Origin of the sequence: Reichenbachiella versicolor (genome assembly GCF_003171675.1) — a bacterium.
GTDB lineage: Bacteria > Bacteroidota > Bacteroidia > Cytophagales > Cyclobacteriaceae > Reichenbachiella > Reichenbachiella versicolor.
Genome location: NZ_QFZQ01000006.1, coordinates 360,090 through 382,927 on the forward strand (window position 1 = coordinate 360,090; position 22,838 = coordinate 382,927).

Here is a 22,838-nt window from a genome sequence, read left to right on the forward strand (position 1 = left end):
ATAGCTTGTCCTTTTAAGTAGCATCGTTTCAATTGGATGTTAAAATTGCTATATTCGTATTGTTGTTGTGGATTAAGAAGTAATTAGTCCTTTTATTTTGAGTTTTTGACCTTGGGGTTCATGTATCAGGTACATGAACCCTTCTTTTTTATATACGCCTCAAGTCATCTACTTTTGCACCTCACATTAGATCATGAAGCGTTGAAAACAAAAGGAAGAAGAAAAGAGAAAGTCAATATTGTCACATTAGGTTGTGCAAAGAATTTAGTGGATTCAGAAGTAATATTGACGCAGTTGAAAGGAAATGATATCGACGCTGTACATGAATCCAAAAAAAATGATGCAAATACAGTAATTATCAACACTTGTGGATTCATAGAAAATGCGAAACAAGAGTCAATTGATACTATTCTTAACTTCGTAGAGGCGAAAAAAGAAGGAATAATTGATCGAGTATTTGTAACTGGGTGTCTATCTCACAGATATAAAGATGACTTACGATCTGAAATCCCTGATGTAGATGATTACTTTGGCACTACAGATCTTAAGGGGCTATTGGCAAGATTTAAAGCTGATTACAAGCATGAACTGATAGGAGAACGCCAAAGTACTACCGCTTCCCATTATTCACATCTTAAAATTTCAGAAGGCTGTGATCGTCCTTGTTCTTTCTGTGCTATTCCTTTGATGAGAGGAAAGCATGTCTCTCGACCGATTGAAGAATTAGTAACTGAAGCTAAAAATTTAGTAAAGGCAGGAACGAAGGAAATTTTGCTAATTGCTCAAGACTCTACCTATTACGGGTTAGATATCTATGGAAAAAGAAACTTGGCTGACCTAATGAGACATCTATCAGATGTAGAAGGCCTTGATTGGATACGACTTCACTATGCTTTTCCTACAGGATTCCCTGTGGACGTACTTGATGTGATGACCGAAAGACAAAACATCTGCAACTACCTAGATATTCCTCTTCAACATGGCTCTTCCAAAATCTTAAAACTAATGCGTAGGGGAACAGATCGACAAAAGACTGAAAAACTTCTTGACGAAATTAGAAATAAGGTGCCTGATATTGCTATTAGAACAACATTAATAGCTGGTCACCCTGGAGAAACAGAAGAAGATTTTCAAGAGATGATGGATTTTGTGGAACGATCTAGATTTGATAGAATGGGGGTATTTGCTTATTCACACGAAGAAGATACTCACTCTGGTACAATGAATGACGATGTTCCTGAAGAAATAAAGGATGAACGAGTCAATGAGTTAATGGACTTACAGGAAGGCATTTCTGCTGAAATCAATGAAGGTAAAATTGGAAAAACTTTCAAAACACTTATTGACCGTAAGGATGGAGAGTTCTTCGTCGGGAGAACAGAATATGATTCACCAGATGTAGATAATGAGGTTCTTGTCAATGCAAAAGATAATTACTTACGAATTGGTGATTTTGTAAATGTAAAAATCACTGATGCTGAACCTTTTGATCTTTACGGAGAACCATTATTTAAGAAATAATCGAAGGAACAGGTATCTTCTGTGACGATCAGTCGTAATAGCTTGATGTTTCAAATCACGTTTATATGAAATTCAATAAAGTAGATCTAAAAGACACTAATTCTTTCTCTCAATTCTTCCTAGATTATCTGAATCAAAAACCAGATTTAGACAATTTTTACGGATTATTTCCAACTCTAAAAAACCTAGGAGAACAAATAAAAAAAAAGTCACTTAGTGAAGAAAGTCGATCTATTTTAACCGAGGCTCTAAAAGAACAATACAAAAGTTGTTCACCTAAGTCTACAGTAATTGAAAACATAGACCTTCTTAAGAAAGAGGATACTTATACAATCACGACTGGTCATCAACTCAACATCTTTACTGGGCCTCTTTATTTTATATACAAGATCGTAACTGCGATTAATACTTGTAAACAATTGAAAGAAGCTCACCCTGATAAGAATTTTGTGCCAGTATATTGGATGGCATCAGAAGACCATGATTTTGAGGAGATATCATATTTTTATTTATTCAATAAGAAATATCAGTGGGAGTCTCAACAAACAGGCGCTGTAGGAAGATTCGATCCAAAAGAGTTGTCTTCTATTTTAGAAGATATGCCTGAAAAGATAGATCTATTTGAAAAAGCGTACGGTACTCATGATACTTTATCAGACGCGGTAAGATATTATATCAATGAATTATTCGGGGAATATGGTGTTGTCTGTATTGATGGTGACGACAGACAGCTTAAATCCTTATTTACTCCTATTATAAAGGAAGATATTCTTTTACAATCGGCTTACCCCATTGCATCTTCCTCCAGTGAACAATTAGAAAGACTTGGCTACAAGTGTCAAATAATGCCACGAGAGATCAATCATTTCTATCTTGATGATGGTATTCGTGAGAGAATTATTGCAGATGAAAATCTGTATAAGGTTAACAATACAGATATTAAGTTTTCAAAAGAAGAGATAGAAAACTTGATAGACGCTAATCCAGAAAAATTCAGTCCTAACGTTGTCCTTCGACCAGTTTATCAAGAGGTCATTTTACCCAATCTTGCCTATATAGGGGGACCTGCTGAAATGATCTATTGGCTACAGCTTAAAGGCATATTTAATAAAAACGAAATAGCTTTTCCTATTCTGCTTCCTAGAAATTTTGCAACTATCATTCCTTCAAACCTCAATTCTAAAATTGAAAAACTCAATTACTCTGATGAGCAATTATTCATAGAAACAGCAAGACTTCAAGAGAGGTTTGTGAATGAACATTCTACTACAGAGATTACTATAGAGGAAGATTACTTAGCATTGAAAAAAGCCTTTGATGATTTGAGTGAAAAAGCTTTGCTAGTGGATGCCTCTCTAAAAGGATTCATAGGAGCTGAATACAACAAATCACTTAAGAGCTTTCAAAATATCGAGAAACGTCTCAAAAAATCTGAAGAACGTAAACACGAAACAGAACTCAACCAAATCGAATCTGTTAAGAAAAAGCTATTTCCAAATGGAAGTCTTCAGGAGCGTCATGATAATTTTATGAACTTCTACTTAAATCACCCTTCTTTTATTCAAGACCTTGTTGATGGAATTGATCCGCTTGACATCAAAATGTATGTTGGAAGGTATTAAGGATCATCTTAACTATTCAATTATACAGGTACAAAAAGCTTATTTGCTTAGTAAATCCTGTTAGAAATAGTCCCTCGCTTGTAAGTTTGCTGTCAAAATAAGACATACAAATATGAGCGATATAAGAGTAGTAGTGACCGGCATGGGAGCTGTCACACCGTTAGGAAACGATGTAGAAACGTTCTGGAACAACGCTGTAAAAGGAGTTAGTGGAGCTGGCATGATCACTAGGTTTGATGCCTCTAAATTCAAAACTAGGTTCGCTTGTGAGGTTAAAGATTTCGACCCTAAACAATACTTGGACCGAAATGAAATTAAGAGAAGTGATCTATACACGAAGTACGGACTTCATGCGGCTGGACAAGCAATAGAAGATTCAGGATTTGATTTCGAAAAGATGAACCCTTTTGATGTGGGCGTTATCTGGGGCTCTGGACAAGGTGGTATTGAGACTTTAGAGAAAGAGGTTCAGTCATTCACTCAAAATGGTTTTGAACCTAAATTCAACCCTTTCCTAATCCCTAAAATGCTATCGAATATGGCTGGAGGAATGATCTCGTTGAAATATGGGTATATGGGTATCAACTATTCTACAGTGTCGGCTTGTGCTACATCAAATACATCCATTATGGACGCTTACCATTATATCAAATTAGGTAAGGGTAAAATCTTTGTAACCGGTGGATCTGAGTCTGGAATAACTGAAGCGTCAATTGGTGGCTTCTCTGCCATGAAAGCTTTATCTACGAGAAATGATGATCCAGCTACAGCTTCAAGACCGTATGATCCAAATAGAGATGGCTTTGTCATGGGAGAAGGAGCTGGTTGCTTGATCCTAGAGGAATATGAGCATGCTAAAGCAAGAGGGGCTAAAATTTACGCTGAAGTAAGAGGTGCATCTATGACAAATGATGCTTACCATATGACTGCAACTCACCCTGAAGGGTTAGGAGCGTATCAAGCTATGAAATCTGCTCTCGAGGAAGGAGGTTTAACTCCTTCTGATGTTGATTATATCAACACACACTCTACTTCTACTCCAGTAGGAGATATTAGTGAACCTGCAGCGATTAGAAGGTTAATGGAAGGCTATACAAATAATGCTTCAATTAGCGGTACTAAGTCAATGACAGGGCACTTATTAGGAGCAGCAGGTGTAATAGAGGCTATCCTATCGATCAAAGCAATAAATCACAATATCATCCCTCCTACTATCAATACTGAGGTAATAGATCCAGAAATCGGAGATGATCTGGATATAGTGATCAAGGAGGCCAAAGAGAAAGAAATAAAAATTGCCATGAGCAATACTTTTGGATTCGGTGGACATAATGGAATTGCAGTGTTTGGAGAGGTTTAATTAGTATTAGTTCGTTTAGTCACAGCGTAAAAAAATAAGGCAGTCGATTTGACTGCCTTATTTTTTATTGCTTGAAAGAATTTAATCTCTCTAATTCTTAATTACTCTGAAGTTATCGAAGTAAACAGAAACTTTTCCTTTTCCAGTTAACTGAACAAGACAACGTAAGTCTACTCCATCTACAACCGCACTATTAGCTGCTTGATTTTTAGTACTACTAGCCCAATCCTTAGTAACCGTTAAGTTAGTATAAGAATTCATGAAAATTTGTGGATTTTTAGCCGCTCCATCTGCAGTCATTCGAGCCACAAGATTTGAATTAGCTACAGCACCAGTAACAGGTTGAGCATCAGCAGGATTTAGAATAGCATCATCACCTCCATCTTCATCAACCACGTAATAGTCTATAGATATAGTATAATTAGCGTCTTTTTCCATACCAGCTATAGGAAAATTAACATTATCCGAATTAAGCCTTGCTTCTATACTTTTAAACTTAGCTGCTTCCGCTACATCATTTTGAACAATGTTAGGTAATGTTATTTTCAATACTTTACCCTTCACTCCTAATGGATCATCCACAACCGATACTGTTACATCCTGTCCTTGCGCTCTTGCCGTAAATAACTCATCTAGCAACCATCCTTTTCCATTGTTAGAAAAATCCCAGTCAATACCTGCCTGAGCTAAGATATTCTCATCATATACAGCTACATCCATACTAAAAGGGTCTAAGGATCTAAACTCCGATGAGTTTTTGATACTTGAGGACCCATCATAACTCAAAACAACTTCATCAAGGTAGTCATAATCAACATCTGTGGTAACCAAAATAGAATTTGTTCCTTCAGACGAAACATCTAAAATATTTGCCGTAGCATCAGTACCATTGATAGTCATCGTAAAACCACTCGCACCAGTAAATTCTTTCAAATCAACCGTACTAGTAATTGTGATTACACCATCATTTTCAAACTCACGTGCATCATTATTTAAATCAAATGGCTCTGTTGAGAAATCAACATCAACTATCATAGGAATACTTACAGAATCAGTACGACCAGGAACTATAACACCATCGGCATCCAAGCTTTTACCCTTTCTACTTGCAAAAAACACCATTCTATACTTGGCTTTTTGATTGAAAGTAAACTTGGCATCTCCACCTCCTGTTGCATTTCCAACATGTTCATCAGTTTCTAAATCATACACTTTCAAAGATCGTCCATCAGGTCTATCCCACTCTGTATGGTCTCTAAATGTTAAGAAATCTCCTTCCTTAATTTTTAAGGTATCAATTTCATTAGGAATAGTATCTGTCAGATTTTGATAAACTACATCTCCTGTCATATCAAAAACTTCTATTAAGGGAGTAAGCGTATCATAAACCGACACTAAAAATGTTTGGTCAATAACCCATAAACCTAAACTATCACTCCACTCAGAACCGACAACTCCTGCCAATCCCACTTCATCAGAAGCTTTATCTGGACTACCTCTAAAAGTTACAGAATCCTTAAAGGTGTTAAACAATCTAACCTTAAGAGTATCTCCACCATAAGAAAAATAGGTAATAATAGTAGACTCTGAAGTAACTGTATCCGTAGTGTTCTTAATAAACTTCTCAATATTTGGCTGGTTTCTTACTAACCCGCCATCCATAAAGAAAATACCACTATCTACCATCCAATAATGATCCACTGCTCCTTGCGATAGATCCACAAAAGTTTCATAACTATTTCTAGCTTGTAATGTTCTGAGGTGAGTCTCTCTAAAATGAGATGTATACCATCCTACATCAGAAAACTCTGTCTTTTCTATTGCCTCTTTTTCACAAGCCATAAATAGACCCGAGATTAAGGCGAACACCAATATTATATGCTTATTATTCATGGTTCTATTTATTTATCTTCCAAAAATGAAAGGGTTAGCAGTTATTTCTCCATTAGGAATCGGAAGATAGGCATGATCTTCTTCTCTAAAGTTTTCAGAAGCAGTTCTATAATCTGCATAAATACGAGTCCACTCAGCCCTTTTAGTTTGATCTGGATCAAGCCCTGGGAATATAACTACACCAAATTTTTGTCTAGATACAAACTCCCCGCTCTCTCCTCTTGTTTCGTCAAAAGCTAGGTATTTATGATCTTCACTATAATAAACACTGTCCTTGAGTCCATCAAATCTCTCTTTTAGCACTCCCCATCTTCTTAAATCTCTTTGTCGAATAGCATGTCCTTCAATGGCTAATTCTAATGGTCTCTCAACATACATTATATGTTGCATCAATTCTTCACCATCCGTAATAGACTTCCAAGAATCAAAAGCACCACTTCCATCAACATTATAATAAAACCTCTCTCTATTAAGAGCATCATCTCCATGATCATAATCTGGATTTTGGGCAGGACTTCCGATTAATTTAGCTCCTGCTCTAAATCTAACCCTATTAACCAAAGCCATAGCTTCAGTTAAACTTCCATCAGATAATTGCAGTAAAGCTTCCGCATGCATTAGATAAACATCTGCCAATCGAATCAAACTAAAATTCAATGCAGATCTACCAAGCACATTTGATACATCATTTTCTGATCCGAAATTTTCCCAATTAGAGAATTTTTTGAAATAGGCATATTCACTTCCATTAAAACGAGCTTTTCTAGCGGGAGAATCTTGATAATAATCAATTGAATCATCGTCAACCAAAGCTATTGAGTATGAAGTCCTCAATGAGTAAAAATTCTTTACCTGTCCTGTAATGTGAGGATCAGTACCCATTCCTTCATCTAAATCTAAATCGCTATACTGAGGATGTTGAGTATAAACTGGGTTAGACTTATCTATTGAATCTTTTTTATACTGTACGGCCAACCAAGCAGATGGATAAATAGATCTAAACCCACCTACTGGAGACACTAATCTATTATAACTGTTTGAAATTTGGTTTGCATCGTTAATTCCTAATTCAGACTTCTCAAAAAGAGCATAGTTAATCTCTAATATTGATTCAGAATTATGTTCTCCAGCTATATTGAAATTATCACCATAAAACGGAGTCAATGAATAGCCATACTCATAGGTCTTTTCAAAGTGTTCAATAGCTTCTCTCCAATTGCCTTCATATAGATGTACTTTTCCAATCAATGCTGCTGCAGTTCCTGCAGAAGCTAAACCTTCTATACCTTCTAAAGACTCTGGACCAACTAAATTATTCATTGCAAATTCTAAATCCTCAAGAATAAATTGCACTGTTTTCTCTTTGTCCCTGTTGACAGTAGGATATAGCTCTTCTTCTGTTTCAGGAATTTTATCTACAACTACAACTTCTCCATTATTGAACGAATTGTAAGCCCAAAAATGAAACAAGCCTCTAAAGAACCTTCCTTGCCCCATTAAAAAATTATAGTTTAAAGTATCCGCCTTAGTAGGTAATTGACTTGCATCCATATTCTCTAGAGCGGTTATTACTTGATTGGCTTGAAATATACCCGTATATATTCTAGAATATTTGTTATTAATATCTCCAGAAGCCTCATTAAAGTTCTGATTATAAAATACATTCGTAGTATTTGGACGTCCAAAACCTGGCCAAGTTAAATCAGATCTATCTGACTCATATCTAAACATTACTGCCTGAGAATTAGCTAAAGTTCTGTAACAAGCAAATACTCCATACTGAACCTCATTAAGTGTTTTCCAAAACTCTTCTACAGGAATCCTGTTTGGGTTTTTTTGCTCTTCAAAATAGTCTTCGCATCCGGTAATAGAAACCATCAATACCGACGCTAACATGATTGTTATTGTTTTAAATATTTTCATTTTATTCGGCATTTAACTATTAAAACTGAATTTGGATACCTCCTCTATACACGGCACTTAATGGATAAGTCCCCTTATCTATTCCTCTTGAGGCAAAAGACGACCTTCCGGCTGTACTATCGTATCCTGCAACTTCAGGATCAAACCCTGAATACTCAGTTAATGTAAGTACATTCTGACCTGAGGCGTAAACTCTTATTCTTGTTAGCTTAATAGACTCTACCCACCTTTTAGGAAGCGTATATCCTAATGAAATAGTTCTTAATCTAATGTAAGATCCGTCCTCTATCCAATAATCAGAGAAACTTCGAGCATTAGGATGATCTTTTGAATAGAATACCGGTACTTCAGTATCTGGATTAGAAGGAGACCATTGGTATAATAAGTCTCCATGCCTTTTCTCTTTGATAGCAAAAGCTCTATTTCCATTAATCAACTCAGAACCAACAGAAGCATACCAGTCCATTGAAAAGTCTATACCTTTCCAATTACATCCAAAGTTCAAACCTAAAGTGTAATCAGGCATCCAGCTACCAGCATAATACCTATCATCATCATCGATGATGCCATCTCCATTGCGATCCACAAATTTTAAATCTCCCATTCTAGCTCCTTCATCTAGCTTCTGATATTGTTCTAATTCTACTTCACTGTCAATCAAACCATCTGTTTCAAGTAGATAAAATGATCCAGCCTCTCTACCTACTTGTAAAGCAGAAACAACATCCTCACCAGCTCCATTAATCACTGTACTTCCTGCTAAATATTGTCTATCAGCAAGGCCACTGATTTTGGTAACTTCGTTACGGATAATACTCAAGTTGACACCTATATTATAGGTAAAATCCCCTTTCTTTCTATAACTAGCAGCTAGTTCTACACCTTTATTGACCATATTACCCACATTTCTAATAACTCTACCAGTGTTTCCTGTACCAGCTCCTGCTGATAAAGGCAATTGCACAGGCATCAACATATCTGTTTTATCAGTATAAAAAACATCCGCGTTAACTTGAATTTGATTGTTAAGCATATACATGTCCAAACCTAAGTTTCTTTGAACTGTTACCTCCCATTTGATATCTTCATCAACGTAACTTTCTTGAACTCCTCCGAATCCCAACCTAGCATTATCATCTAAGCCTATTGGATAATCCTTACCTAAAACGATTACTGGCTGATAAGCATAGTCATTGATACCTTGATTACCTACTGTACCATAACTTGCTCTAAGCTTAAAAGTATTGACCACCCCAGCAATAGGATCCCAGAATGGCTCATCAGAGACATTCCAACCTAAGGAAGCTGAAGGAAAATAACCAACATTATTATCTGGTGAGAACCTAGAAGACTGATCCCTTCTCATACTCACACTCAAAAGGTACTTGCTCTTATAATCATACTGAACCCTTCCTAACATACCCACTATTGTAGAAGTTCTATTGTTGTTAGACTGTACTCTTGGGTCAATTAATGCTCCATCAAGAGCTGTCACTTCATTACTTACTAGATCAAATTTTTCACCCCAGAAATTTTCTCTTGTATACTTTTCAGTTGAAAAATTCACCAATGCAGTAAGCTTATGCTTTTTGTTAAACTTCTTCGTATACTGAGTATTAGTTTCCCAAACTGTTTTAGTATTTCGATTATGTGTATTTCGAACTCTTGATCGACTTTGTTGCGCTTGTAGCTCACCATCATCATTAAATACTATAAAAGAAGGATTGATCAGCTTTCTTAAACCATCATCAAAAGTGCCCGCCAGTCTAGTAGTAACTGTCCAACCTGGCATAATAGTATAGCGAGCATCTATATTTCCATTGAATTGATTTCTCCTTTCGGTATCACGTTGGGAGAACCTGTAAAGTACATTATTGAGGTTATTGAGCTGTCCATCAGATATATCACCTTCTACTAAAAAGCCTTCTGGTATGATAGGGTTTTGAACATCTATACTCTCTCTAAGTGGATTATATCTAATTGCAGTTTCTAATGAATTGAATGGAACTCTTTTCTGATCAGATATTATGGTCATCAGATTAGTTCTGATCATCCATTTTTTATCCTTATAAGTCATATTGGCACGTGAATTGAACCTCTCATACTTTGATTTCAGTATAGTACCATCCTGAGTAAAATATGCTCCACTTAAGTTGAACCTTACTTGATCTGTACCACCTGAAACATTTACTGAATGATTCTGCATAAGAGCATTGTCAGAAATAACATCTTCTGCCAATTGGGTATTTTGAGTCAAATTAGCTGCATTGTTTTCAAGGTTCATCCACTCTGTTTCATATGTAGCAGAAGGGCCCTTTAAGTTAAATTGTTGCTGAAAATCTACATATAACTGCTCATCAGCTTGAAGCAAGTCTGTTCTAGACTGTATATTTTGAATACCTACGTAAGAATCAATATTCACTTTAAGTGAACCTGGCTCACCTTGTTTCGTCGTAACAAGAATTACACCTGCAGCTCCTCTTGATCCATATATTGCCGCTGACGCTGCATCTTTCAAGACGTCAATGGATTCGATCTCATTGGGAGAAAGTCTTGGCTCATCACCTCTATCATATGGAACACCGTCTACTACCCATAATGGAGCATTTTGGCCAAAAACAGAAGTTACACCTCTAATTAAGATGTTAGCAGTTGAACCAGGAGCTCCAGAGGAGGCTTGTACGTTTACTCCTGCAATTTGCCCTTGAAGTGCTGTAGAAACATCTGGTGTAGCAGATCTGAGAAGCTCTTCTTTTCCTACGCTTGCAACCGCACCCGTCACTTCCTTTTTTGTCTGTTCACCGTAACCAATCATTACGATCTCTTCTAGCATCTCTGTTTCAACTTCCAACACTACATCAACAACGGCTTGAGCACCGATTTCTTTGACTTGTGTAGCATAACCAATAAAACTGAAACTTAGCTGGGTAGCGCCTTCTGGTATTTTGATAGAGTAATTACCATCAATATCCGTGATCGTTCCCGTAGTAGTACCTGGTATGGTAATGGTAACCCCTGGTAAATCAGAATTGTCTTCGGAGGCTTTTACCTTGCCTGAAATCACTCGTTGAGCGAGTGCTGCTGGTGCCGTAGCCATGAATAATAGTAGCATAACCACTATACTCTTGAGGCTAATTGCTGGATACACCGAGCAATGTAGTCTTTCTCTCATAAAGAATAATCTTAGTTTTTATTATCATACAATTGTTGAAAACAAATTTATCTTGGATCGATAGTGCTCTTGATAATAAACCAGCTACGATAAGAGGGGAATCTTCTTCAATCAGAGGGGTATATTCCCCGAATATACAGGTGTATATCAAGCAATAATGCCCAATACTCTTAATATAACGACATTTCACTTCTACATCACACCATTCTCTGTCGAAGTGTCTAAAACGATGTTCGATTTTATTATTATATTATTTTTGATTTACCTCTTCATTTTAAGGTTCATAACTAAATAACTAGCTCTATTGATGGAGTTAACAAGCATATGAGAATTCTCTTAATCAGTATTATAAACTTTATAGTGATGGCTTCTGCTTTTGGTCAGACCATGTACTATGATAATTTCATATCCTACACTACCAAGGATGGTCTTTCTCAAAATGATGCCATGTGCATAATTCAAGATCTCGAGGGATATATCTGGATAGGGACTCATGACGGACTAAACCGCTTTGATGGGTATAGTTTCGAAACTTTTGTCAATGACAACTCTGATCCTAACTCAATCGGTTGCAATCTGATCTCAGATTTGGCTTTAGACAAGTTTGGAAATATCTGGATAAGCTCTTGGGATAACGGAATCAGTGTATACGATAAAACTACAGGTACATTTCACAACTACAACAACTCTATATTTCCAGACCTTTTTCAATCAGATCAACTACATACTATACTGGTGAGTCATGAAGGAGAAATATGGGTAGGCGGCTCTCAAGGTCTTGAGAGGTTAACAATATCTAAAGATTACAAAATAACCAACGTTACTCACTACAATACGGATCCTAGTAACTCTCCTGTCATTAGCCATCTGTATATCAACGACCTTTTTCAAGATTCCCAAGGAAATATATGGGTTACCACTTCAAGAGGCCTCAATAGGTTCATTAATACCGCTGATGGTAGGGGACAATTTATTCAATATCCGGAATTGAATAATAAAAATATCCACGCGATTATTGAGAAGGACAACGGAATCGTTATTAGTGCCGAAATCATATACTATATATCCTATCAAAGCATAAATGCTAGTGCCCCAACCTTGAAACCTTTAACCTTCTGGAGAAATAGTAGGAATTTAATTATTACAGGAGATAATAAAATGTGGGGCTGTACTACCAAAGGGGTATTTGTTCAAGACTATTCTCTTAAGTCTAGGAGAAAACCCCATGATTTTAGAGCTCATTGGGCCAATAAACGTTCATTGAGTAGCGATATTACGACATGTGTTTATGAAGATAATAGCGGGATGATATGGATTGGAACTACAGGTGGTGGAATCAATAAGTACAATCCGAAAATTAATTTTAGACATTATACTAAAACAGATAATGTCACTAGCTTAAGGAATTCGAAGGTAAGAGCAATTTTCGAAGATTCAGCTGACAATTTATGGTTTGGCGCTATTCAAAACGGCACTAACGTTTTGACTAAAGAAGCCAGAAAAAAATCGTATGAAAAGGGGATGCTCAATGGAAACAATACCCCTTCTCTTGATGAAATGCATTTCAATGTATGCATTGATGAAATGAAACTTGGAAATAAGAGTCACATAATTCTCGGTGGAGGATACCCAACATTTCTTTCTATTGGCACTTTCGATTCTAGAAATAAAAAATTTAATTCTAGAATGGATATTCCAAGTACTGAAAAAGCTGTTTTCAGCACTCAAGTTATTGGAAATAGTCTTTGGCTTGGTACATTTCATGGAGGGCTTTACCGATATAATTTTGACGATAATGGAAAGTTCATTGACAGAGACGAGTTCAAGAGTGGCGATGGCACAATTTCATCGGATATAGTTCGGAGTCTTACATTGGATCTTGACAGTAATCTATGGATCGGTACTGACAATGGTCTAAACAAAATTCTAAAAGAGGATCTTTTTAAAAAGAAGCCGAGATTCATCCAATACTTTAATGATCCAGAGTTTGAATATTCTCTCTCTAGAAACTACATCCTACCCATTTTTGTCACGTCTGATAATGAAGTATGGATCGGAACGATGGGCGGTGGGCTGAACAAAGTCATCAAAGGTGATAAAGGAGACAATGATCAATTCTTACGCTATAGCACGAAAGATGGACTTCCAAATGATGTGATCAAAGCAATTCTTGAGGATAAGGATGGAAGTTTGTGGATATCCACTAATAATGGTATTACTCACTTCGTTCCTGAAGAATTGGCAATTACTAATTATGGACTCAGCAGTGGCCTACAAGATTTGGAGTTTGGAGAGTTAGCAGCTTGGAAGACTCGAGAGGGTGAAATGCTGTTTGGTGGAGTGAATGGATTCAATGCATTTTATCCATCTCAAATCAAAGTGGATACTATTCCTTCAAAAGTGACTTTTGATAAATTGAGTATATCAAATACACTTGTCAAGGTCAACGATACTTTGAAAAATAGAGTCGTTCTAAAACAAAGCTTAAATCAAACCAAAGAGATTAAGCTTAAACATACTGAAAACAGCTTTTCATTGGAGATGGCTGCTCTACACTATGCTGCTCCTGAGAAAAATAGATACAAGTACTTCTTAGAAGGGTTTGACGAAAAATGGATAACGACAGATGCCTCCAATAGAATCATTCGATATACGAACCTTCCTTCTGGTGAGTATACACTACAAGTAAAAACTAGCAATAGTCATGGGTACTGGAGTAATCCAAAGAAATTGAATATTAAGATAGCCACTGCTCCATGGTTATCTAGTTGGGCTTTTTTAGCCTATGGTATACTGTTCGTTATTTTTGTATTTCTGTCTAGACGATTTACGCTTATCAGGATTGAAAATAAAAATGAACTGGTACTTAAAAGTATGGAGCGTCAAAAATCGGAAGAGCTACATCAACTGAAACTCAAGTTTTTCACTAATATTTCGCATGAATTCCGAACTCCTCTGACTTTGATTTTGGGATTCACAGAGCGGTTGATGGACAAATCGATTGATGTTTCGGAGGATGATCGAAGTACGTACTATCAAAAGATCTACCGAAATTCAAAAGTCTTATTGAATCTTGTAAATCAGCTTCTAGGGTTTAGGAAGGCTGAGCAAGGTAAAATGAAGATCCGAGCGTCGAAAAATGACTTGACGAATTATATCCAGCTACTGGGCGCTAACTTTTATGAACTAGCTAATCAAAAAGAAATTGATTTCAATGTCTCTTTTCCTGAGCGAATCGAAACTTGGTATGACCCAGAGGTCATTGAAAGAATCATTTTCAACCTCCTATCGAATGCTTTCAAACACACTCATAATGGGGGTAAAATTGATATTATCGTCGAAAGAAACGAGGAATATGTTGAAATCTCTGTCATAGATAATGGCGAGGGTATACCCGAAGATATGTATGACAAAATCTTTGAAAGGTTTAATTCTCCTGTGGAACGTGGGATGTCTGATTCGGGGATTGGTCTTTCATTTGTCAAGACGCTGGTTAACCTTCATCATGGTCAAATAATATTTGATAAAAACCGTGAAGAAGGTACTGCTTTCATTGTCTCTATACCTAGTGAGCTAAACTATTTTGAGGAAAGTGAAATCTTCGAGTCAAATGACTATGAAATCAATGAGGAAGAAGTCAACTGGTTGATCCCTGCTGAAGATGACAAGGCGGGTACTAAGGTGATCAATGGCAAGAAGGATAAAACAATTCTTATAGTAGAGGACAATGAGGATATTCGATTCTTCATCAAAGAGAATTTTGGCAATGAGTACAACATTTTCGAAGCTCCTGAAGGCGGTGCTGCTCTTGAAATATGTATCAATAACAATATAGACCTTGTCATCAGTGACTTGATGATGGAGGGAATGGATGGACTTGAGTTTACTGACAAGCTTAAATCCGACGAACGAATAAATCATATTCCTGTGATCATGCTGACTGCCAAAGATACACCTGAGGATAAGCTCGAAGGGTATAGTCATGGTGCTGAGGCTTACATTACCAAGCCATTCAGAATAGAAGAACTAAGAACTAGAATGAAGACTATTCTTCAAACTAGAAACAATATAGTAGGTAAGTTCAGAACGACTAGCACTCAGGATTTGTCTCCTAGCGAAGTAGGTATGACGAGCATTGATGAGAAGTTCTTGCAACGTGTCATGAAATACATTGAAGAGAATATTTCTAACTCGGAGTTTACTATTGAAATGCTGGCGCATGAATGTGGGCTGTCTCAGCATCACCTGAACAAGAAACTTAAAGCTCTAGTAGGAAGCACAGCTAATGCTTTTGTAAGGTCGATAAGGTTGAAACGAGCGGCTCAGCTATTGGTAAGAAACATGTACTCGGTCACTGAAATCATGTACGAGGTAGGGTTCAATGACACGAAGTATTTCAGATTCTGCTTCAAAAAGGAATTTGGAATGACTCCTACGGATTATCAACGTGAGCATTCTGAAAACCCTGACAATGTAAAGGAAGAGGACGAACAGTAGAATCCACCCGACAGTCCGCTGCAAGCTGCAGGAAAGTTTCGGATCTACCCGACGAGGCGCTGCAGGCTGCAGGAAGGTTTCGGGTCCACCCGACGAGGCGCTGCAAGCTGCAGGAAGGTTTCGGGTCCACCCGACGAGGTGCTGCAAGCTGCAGGAAGCTTTCGGGTCTTCCCGACGGGGCACTGCCGGCTGCGGGAAGCTTTCGGGTCTATCCGACGGGGTGCTGCAAGCTGCAGGAAGCTTTCGGGAACTCCATGATTGTATGATGCGGACTACAGCAAGGTTTCAGATGTCCCTTGAATGTCTCCTACAGGCTGTAGGAAGCTTTCAGATGCTCTAATATCGATGAGACAGAGAGTCTGGCTCAAAATGAAAAGCCCTGATTTGTTAACAAATCAGGGCTTTTTTGTATCTATTTGGTATATCTGGTACTACATATCTACTCTACATCCGCTCCATTTCCATCGATAGATCTCCTTTGGCTCTGGAACTACTGAAGTACGATAAATCCCTGGTCTTGGCTTGGACTGTGAGCTACCTCCACATTCCTTAGGTATATCTTCAAGGACATTTTTGTTTATTTTCCAATATCTAGCACCCCAGTAGATTTTATCTCCCGGCTTCTTGTTCTTGATTTTCACTTTAGCCTCATAGATTCCATCTCCGATATGTTCTGTTTTAATTGGCCCTGCCCAATCATTGATATTGCCATGAATTTCGGGGGCTTTGAATTTGCCTTCTACCTCTGACATATCGATCTGAAATGTAACCTTCGTCTGCGCTGTTGCGACAGTCAAGAATGACATTGCTACCACCACTAATGCAACCATCTTTTTCATACTACTTACTTTTATTGTTTCTGCTTTTAATAAATTCTTTATTCCACTGGTTCTTGTAGCAATGCGGTGTATATACCTGAAGACTCGCATGCTGACCAGACTCTATTAGGGTCTCCACTATCAAAAGAAATGTCTCCTACCATCATACTGCCTCGACCGGTGTTGAACTTCTTCCAGCCGCTGTTATCTCTTTCAGATCCTCCTGTCAAGGTATAAAATGTACCAGCATCTTTTTTACCATTGCTATACGTTTCCCTAGTTACTACCAATAAGTGTTGGTCGTTTGTAGGGCTAGTTCGTACATGAGAAGTAAATGGATGATGAAATATCTTCTTCCAATCAGAAACTTGATATTGACCATCATCTCGATAGTCTGCTACCCATACTCCTCCTTCTCCTACTTTATCTATTGAGCCATTGTCTCCGCCAGCGATATATATTTTCTTGGCTTGACCATCTACTTCGTGTAACCAAACATCCCAAAGTGATCTTATTCCGGAAGGAATAGCCGCTTGGTTCCAGTTTTCACTACCATCGAGTGAAAAATACAAACCTCCATCTACCCATCCCGACTTACCTGATGGTGCATAGTATCTCTTGATGGCCGCGTATAGGATATCGTCATCAGCAGGGTCAACTATTAGTGTCTTGACACTAGCGCTCACCTGTCCTACTGGCTTACCTTTGGAGTTTCTGCCACCTGCTGTTTCTGGCAACCCTTTGTTGAGACACTTCCATGTTTTACCTGCATCTATTGATTTGTATATTCCTTTTTCAGGCTCTGGGTTGAATATTCTTACTTGTCCCATTGGTCTGTTATCATTATCAATGATTTCAGCAACGGCATACATAGTAGACCCATCTCCGACGATTCGTAGATCACTCCAATAGATACACTTCATCTTTGGTACATTGATGGTATTAGGAACTTCGATTGGTTCACCAATAATTTCAAGTTTCGTTCCGTTTTCTGATACCTTCATCAAGTCTCCCGAACGTGATGACATAGTGTAATACACATCTGGGTCAGTTGGATGATTAGCGATAGTCACTGGTGAGTAAAATGGCTGACCTGGTGCCCAAGGTTTTCCGATGTCTACTAGAGCAGGAATTCTTCTAACTCCAACGATACCTGGAAAATCAGAATGTGTCTCCCCTGTTGACTTATACAACGAAGCTTCATACTGTAGTAGAAACATCTCATTTGGATGATGTTTATCAGGTATAACCGCAAAAGCTCCTGTATCAGCATTGCCATGACCATAGAATAGATCCCCAACTCTAGTATTGTCTATATCAGTCCAATAGTCCGTCTTGGGATTGTATTTAAGGGTTAAATATCCTTTTTTGGCTGAGACATATACTGAACCGTCAGCTCCTACAGAGACGGAACGAACTCCTCTGTCATCATACTTCACAAAATCCGGAAACTTGTTTTCTGCTACTCCCAAGTCTGAGTTTCGCTTCAACATATTAGGCTGTTTGGACGACCAGTAGGTGTCTTTCTCATATCCATTTCCTAATCTCAATGCGGCAAACCAACTCTTCCCTCCATCTTTGGTAGACCATACAGAGCCTGCTATGGGTTGGAAGATAGATCCTCCCCAAATCGTTAAATATGCCCGATTAGGATCAGTAGGATCACATACGATCTCCGTGTAGTTCTGAAGATGATTTGTAGGTATTTTAATTCCTTTACTTTCTTCTTTTTTAATCCCAAACCAAGATTCCAGCCATCTTTGGAATGCATGTTTTTTGATACTCACTTTCGTGTAATCGATTCTCAGTCCTTCACTTTCATTACTCCATTGAGAGGACTTAGTGATAGTCTCTGGAGTAGTTGTTTTAAATACTCCACCTTCAGAGATTAATTCAGAACCTTTGATGGTATAGTCGATTTGCTTCAATGCATAAATGGACAAAGTCTTACCATCCCAGTTGTAATCTGCCTTAGTGCAGCCATCTAGAATTCTCTTCCATCCTTTCTTCTTTGTTTTTCTGTAGACTCCTGTGGAAGTAGCTGCGAAAAGCATATCAGGATAGTTTTTAGCATCGGGATGCGCGATGATATCAAATACAGCTGTAGATGATTCCATTCCTCCATTATCTATAGCCTCTATGGTACGTGCTCCGTTGGTAATATTGGTGATTTTCCAAACCTTCGGCTGGTTGACATCTATTCCTTTGAGAGGGTTTGGCTTTTGCCCTGTTCTGAGATATTGATTTTCTAGACCATTGGCTACATACCAAGTGCCTGACTCTGATGGATGGGCTACGGCTGTATACCAGGTAGATTTTGGCTGTGAGCCTGATCTATATGAAGTAATGGGAGCAAAAGTTCGTCCTCCATCTGTACTGAGATCAATAAACTTCCCTCTGAGACTAAGTACAATATTGTTGTCCTTTGGATCACTGACTATGCAGTCATCACTTAATCCGTTTCGTTTAGTCCATACACCGTCAAATGGCACAGTTCCTTCCCAGTGTTTTCCCCCATCAGTAGACATGTAATCATTACCCATGTCTGGTGCTACCCAGACTTTATCAGGATCTACTTTATCTGCATAGATCCCTCTATTACTTCCTGCCATACCTGGTGCGACTTGTCTCCATCGTCCTGATACGCCTTGAGCATGTGATCCTGTAGTTGACAACATGGTAGCCATCACTATCAGTACTAATAACAACCTCTTACTTCGTTTCTTCATTACTTATTTTACTTTCTACTTTACACGTTTCTGCTGTGCTACAGCCTCTTGACTAAAGCTTGGATCTACTTCTTAATAAATTTAGCAGATTGTCTATGGCTATTGAGCAAATAGTACATTCCTTTTTGTAAGCTATCTACATCGATGCCTACTTGCTCAAAAGTTCCTTTCATGATCAAGTTTCCTAGCACATCATAAATTTCGTATCGTTCGCCTGGTTGCATATTGGTTACAAACAATTTTCCTTCTTCTATTGGATTAGGGTGTAGTTGAATATTGGCACCTCTATTTTCCTTTATTCCTTCGACTACGTCCGAGGCAACTAAACAGGTATCACTCATGATCTTGCCTCCTTGACTGTAGACTGCTACCACTTTAGCTTCTTGTTCTTTAAGTTTTGTCACTACCCCATCTACAGATACGGTAGCGGCGCTTTCATCTAAAGATTTCCACTCTACGTCTATTGCAGTAATCCCTAATGGATAAGCATATGCTTCTACTTTCTTCTCTTCACCGATTTCCAATTGAAGGGTTTTAGGAGATACTTCTAGCCTATCGATATCTCCTATTTTGGTTGGCTTGATGAGTGCGGTATAGATACCTGACGACTCACATGCAGCCCAGACTCTGTTAGGGTTACCACTATCGAATGATATATCACCGACCATCATGCTGCCTCTGCCTGTATTGAACTTTACCCATCCGCTGTTGTCATTAGTAGAGCCTCCACTGAGTGCATAGAATGTACCGGCGTCCTTTCTTCCATTACTTGAAGTCTCTCTTGTCACGACCAGCATCATGTTTTTATCCGTCGGACATGTTCTGATGTGCGAGGTGAATGGGTGATGAAAGATTTTTTTCCAGTCAGTCGATGTATAGCTGCCGTTGGCTTTATAGTCGGCTACCCATACTCCTCCTTCTCCCCAATCTGCCGTAGAGCCTTCTCCACCGCCTGCTATATAGATCTGTTGGGCTTTACCATCTACTACATGCATTTGCACATCCCAAAGGGATTTAATACCTGAAGGAATCGTGGCTTTTGACCAACTTACACTACCATTGGTTGAGAAATAAAGACCTCCATTTACCCATCCTGAAGTACCTGCTGGTGATCTGTATCTCTTTACTGCTGCGTATAGGATATCGTCATCTGATGGATCTACTATCAGCGTCTTGACACTGGCACTATTTGTTCCTACTGTCTGATTGGATGAGTTTCTTCCTCCTGCTGTTTTTGGTAAGCCGCTATTGAGACATTTCCATGTCTTGCCCCCATTGGTTGACTTGTATATGCCTTTTTGAGGCTCTGGGTTAAAGATTCTGACTTGTCCCATTGGACGATTGTCTGTATCTATTATTTCAGCTATGGCATACATAACTGAGCCATCGCCTACTACTCTGAGATCACTCCAGTAGATGCATTTCATATTGGGAACATTGATGGTATTGGGTACTTCGATAGGTTCTCCGAGTATTTCCATCTGAGTACCATTATCAAAGATTTTCATGATGTCTCCTGTACGCGATGACATTGTATAGAAAATGTCAGGGTCTGTAGGGTGATTTGATGCGGTAACTGGAGAGTAAAATGGTTGTCCCGGTGCCCATGTCTGTCCAATATCAATCAATGCTGGAACTCTTTTTGCCCCAACGATGCCTGGAAAGTCCTCGTGAACATGTGGCGTAGATTTATACAATGAGGCTTCGTACTGAAGTAGGAACATTTCATTGGGGTGATGGATGTCGGGAATGACTGCAAATGCTCCTGTATCTGCATTACCATGTCCGTAAAATAGCCCTTCATGGTAGGTATTATCAATATCTGTCCAGTAGTCTTTCTTTGGGTCGTACTTGAGCGTCAAGTAACCTTTTTTAGCAGCTACATAGACCGCTCCATCTGCGCCTATTGCTATGGATCGAACTCCTCTATCGTCGTACATGACGAAATCGGGGAATTTATTGTCTGCTACTCCTAGCTCTGTGTTTTGATTATTCTTCCCTGGTTGTTTGGTAGCCCAATAGGCATCTTTTTCATATCCATTTCCCATTCTCATAGCTGCAAACCAAGTTTGACCTCCGTCTTTGGTAGCCCAGACAGGGCTTGTCATCGCTCTGAAAATAGAGCCTCCCCAGATAGACAGATATGCTTTGTTTGCATCAGTAGGGTCACAGACGATATCGGTATATTCTTGAAGGTGTCTTGTGGGTATGTTTAGTTCTTCTTCCTCGCCTTTGGTGTAGCCAAACCAGATTTTGACCCAGTTTTTAAATCCGTGTTTTTTAATGGTCACTTTAGTGAAATCCATCCAAAGACCATCACTTTCGTCATTCCATCCCGATGCTTTACTTGCGGTCTCTGGTGTAGTGGTCTTAAATACTCCTCCTTCGGAAATCACTTCTTTCCCTTCTACACGATACTCGATTTGTTTCAAAGCGTAAATGGTCAAAGTTGTACCATTCCAGTTGTAGTCTGCCTTGGTACATCCGTCTAGTATTTGCACCCAGTCTTTCCCGTTTTCTTTTCGGTACAGACCTGTTGACGTAGCAGCAAAAAGCATATCAGGATACTTTGTAGCATCTGGATGAGCGATGATATCAAATACTGCGGTTTGATTATCCATTCCGTCGTTGGGGATAGCTACTATAGTTCTAGCACCACTCGTGATATCAGATATTTTCCAAACTTTTGGTTTGCTGGTATCAATGCTATTCAAGGGATTCTTATTTACTCCAGTTCTTAAATACTGATTCTCTAGGCCATTGGCTACATACCATGTACCTGCTTCTGATGGATGCGCTGTGGCTGCGTACCAAACAGAGTTTGGTTCTGAACCTGATGCATAGGAGGAGATGGGTGTAAATGTATTTCCTCCATTGGTACTGATATCAATATCCTTTCCTCTTAAGCTCAGAACAATTTTATTGTCTTTAGCATCACTAACGACACAATCATCGCTTAATCCTTTTCTCCTAGTCCATACGCCATCAAATGGGACTATACTTTCCCAATGTTTTCCACCATCGGTAGATAGGTAATCATTTCCCATATCTGGTGACACCCATACCTTATTGGGGTCAACTTTATCGGCGTAAATACCTCTGTTGCTCCCTGCCATTCCGGGTGCGACCTGTCTCCATCTTCCGGACACATCCATTCCATTGTTTTTGGGTTGGGCTTTTATTCCTGTTGAAGAATGGAATCCAATTATTATACCTAGCAATATTTTGACTAATCCACTTCTACTATTCATTGTTCTGTCGCTTTTTTGATTGGGTATTTTTATATCTGAAGAAAGGAGTGTA

10 protein-coding genes are annotated in these 22,838 nt (G+C 38.5%); 4 read left to right on the forward strand and 6 right to left on the reverse strand.

Annotated elements, in window-relative coordinates; translation table 11 throughout:
* Nucleotides 1-201: 201 nt before the first annotated feature.
* The 3 genes from rimO to fabF all read left to right on the forward strand — a co-directional run bounded on the left by rimO (nt 202) and on the right by fabF (nt 4,503).
* Nucleotides 202-1,521, forward strand: a complete 1,320-nt coding sequence (gene rimO / locus DKG80_RS14215) for a 30S ribosomal protein S12 methylthiotransferase RimO (protein ID WP_109832062.1) — start codon at nt 202-204, stop codon at nt 1,519-1,521.
* 65 nt (nt 1,522-1,586) lie between these two features.
* Entirely contained in the window at nt 1,587-3,143 is a 1,557-nt protein-coding gene (bshC, locus tag DKG80_RS14220) for a bacillithiol biosynthesis cysteine-adding enzyme BshC (RefSeq protein ID WP_109832016.1), read from the forward strand.
* Nucleotides 3,144-3,255: 112 nt separating this feature from the next.
* Nucleotides 3,256-4,503: a beta-ketoacyl-ACP synthase II gene (gene fabF, locus DKG80_RS14225; RefSeq protein ID WP_109832017.1), complete on the forward strand. Its 1,248-nt coding sequence runs from the start codon at nt 3,256-3,258 to the stop codon at nt 4,501-4,503.
* Between the two features lie 90 nt (nt 4,504-4,593).
* On the opposite strand, the gene DKG80_RS14230 is transcribed toward fabF, so the two are convergent.
* The 3 genes from DKG80_RS14230 to DKG80_RS14240 are packed head-to-tail and all read right to left on the reverse strand — an operon-like array spanning nt 4,594 to nt 11,491.
* Nucleotides 4,594-6,396, reverse strand: a complete 1,803-nt coding sequence (locus DKG80_RS14230) for a hypothetical protein (protein WP_162555891.1) — start codon at nt 6,394-6,396, stop codon at nt 4,594-4,596.
* A gap of 12 nt (nt 6,397-6,408) precedes the next feature.
* Nucleotides 6,409-8,319, reverse strand: a complete 1,911-nt coding sequence (locus DKG80_RS14235; protein ID WP_162555892.1) for a RagB/SusD family nutrient uptake outer membrane protein — start codon at nt 8,317-8,319, stop codon at nt 6,409-6,411.
* A gap of 19 nt (nt 8,320-8,338) precedes the next feature.
* Entirely contained in the window at nt 8,339-11,491 is a 3,153-nt protein-coding gene (locus DKG80_RS14240; protein ID WP_109832020.1) for a SusC/RagA family TonB-linked outer membrane protein, read from the reverse strand.
* 324 nt (nt 11,492-11,815) lie between these two features.
* Here DKG80_RS14240 and DKG80_RS14245 point away from each other — a divergent pair, with 324 nt between their 5' ends.
* The gene (locus DKG80_RS14245; RefSeq protein ID WP_109832021.1) at nt 11,816-15,988 is read left to right on the forward strand and encodes a hybrid sensor histidine kinase/response regulator transcription factor; all 4,173 of its coding nucleotides are present in this window, start codon (nt 11,816-11,818) and stop codon (nt 15,986-15,988) included.
* Between the two features lie 431 nt (nt 15,989-16,419).
* Here DKG80_RS14245 and DKG80_RS14250 read toward each other — a convergent pair whose 3' ends face one another.
* The 3 genes from DKG80_RS14250 to DKG80_RS14260 form a co-directional block, all read right to left on the reverse strand.
* Nucleotides 16,420-16,827, reverse strand: coding sequence for a hypothetical protein (locus tag DKG80_RS14250; RefSeq protein WP_109832022.1), 408 nt, complete (start codon nt 16,825-16,827; stop codon nt 16,420-16,422).
* Between the two features lie 38 nt (nt 16,828-16,865).
* The gene (locus DKG80_RS14255) at nt 16,866-19,535 is read right to left on the reverse strand and encodes a WD40/YVTN/BNR-like repeat-containing protein (RefSeq protein WP_162555893.1); all 2,670 of its coding nucleotides are present in this window, start codon (nt 19,533-19,535) and stop codon (nt 16,866-16,868) included.
* 65 nt (nt 19,536-19,600) lie between these two features.
* Nucleotides 19,601-22,786 carry an Ig-like domain-containing protein gene (locus DKG80_RS14260; protein ID WP_109832024.1) on the reverse strand — a complete coding sequence of 1,062 codons (3,186 nt, stop codon included), beginning with the start codon at nt 22,784-22,786 and terminating at the stop codon, nt 19,601-19,603.
* Nucleotides 22,787-22,838 lie beyond the last annotated feature (52 nt).

Coding starts and splice junctions, on each gene's coding strand:
- DKG80_RS14240 (WP_109832020.1), bottom strand. CDS start 11,491: ATGAGAGAAAGACTACATTGCTCGGTGTATCCAGCAATTAGCCTCAAG.
- DKG80_RS14255 (WP_162555893.1), bottom strand. CDS start 19,535: ATGAAGAAACGAAGTAAGAGGTTGTTATTAGTACTGATAGTGATGGCT.
- fabF (WP_109832017.1), top strand. CDS start 3,256: ATGAGCGATATAAGAGTAGTAGTGACCGGCATGGGAGCTGTCACACCG.
- DKG80_RS14230 (WP_162555891.1), bottom strand. CDS start 6,396: ATGAATAATAAGCATATAATATTGGTGTTCGCCTTAATCTCGGGTCTA.
- bshC (WP_109832016.1), top strand. CDS start 1,587: ATGAAATTCAATAAAGTAGATCTAAAAGACACTAATTCTTTCTCTCAA.
- DKG80_RS14260 (WP_109832024.1), bottom strand. CDS start 22,786: ATGAATAGTAGAAGTGGATTAGTCAAAATATTGCTAGGTATAATAATT.
- DKG80_RS14250 (WP_109832022.1), bottom strand. CDS start 16,827: ATGAAAAAGATGGTTGCATTAGTGGTGGTAGCAATGTCATTCTTGACT.
- DKG80_RS14235 (WP_162555892.1), bottom strand. CDS start 8,319: ATGAAAATATTTAAAACAATAACAATCATGTTAGCGTCGGTATTGATG.
- DKG80_RS14245 (WP_109832021.1), top strand. CDS start 11,816: ATGAGAATTCTCTTAATCAGTATTATAAACTTTATAGTGATGGCTTCT.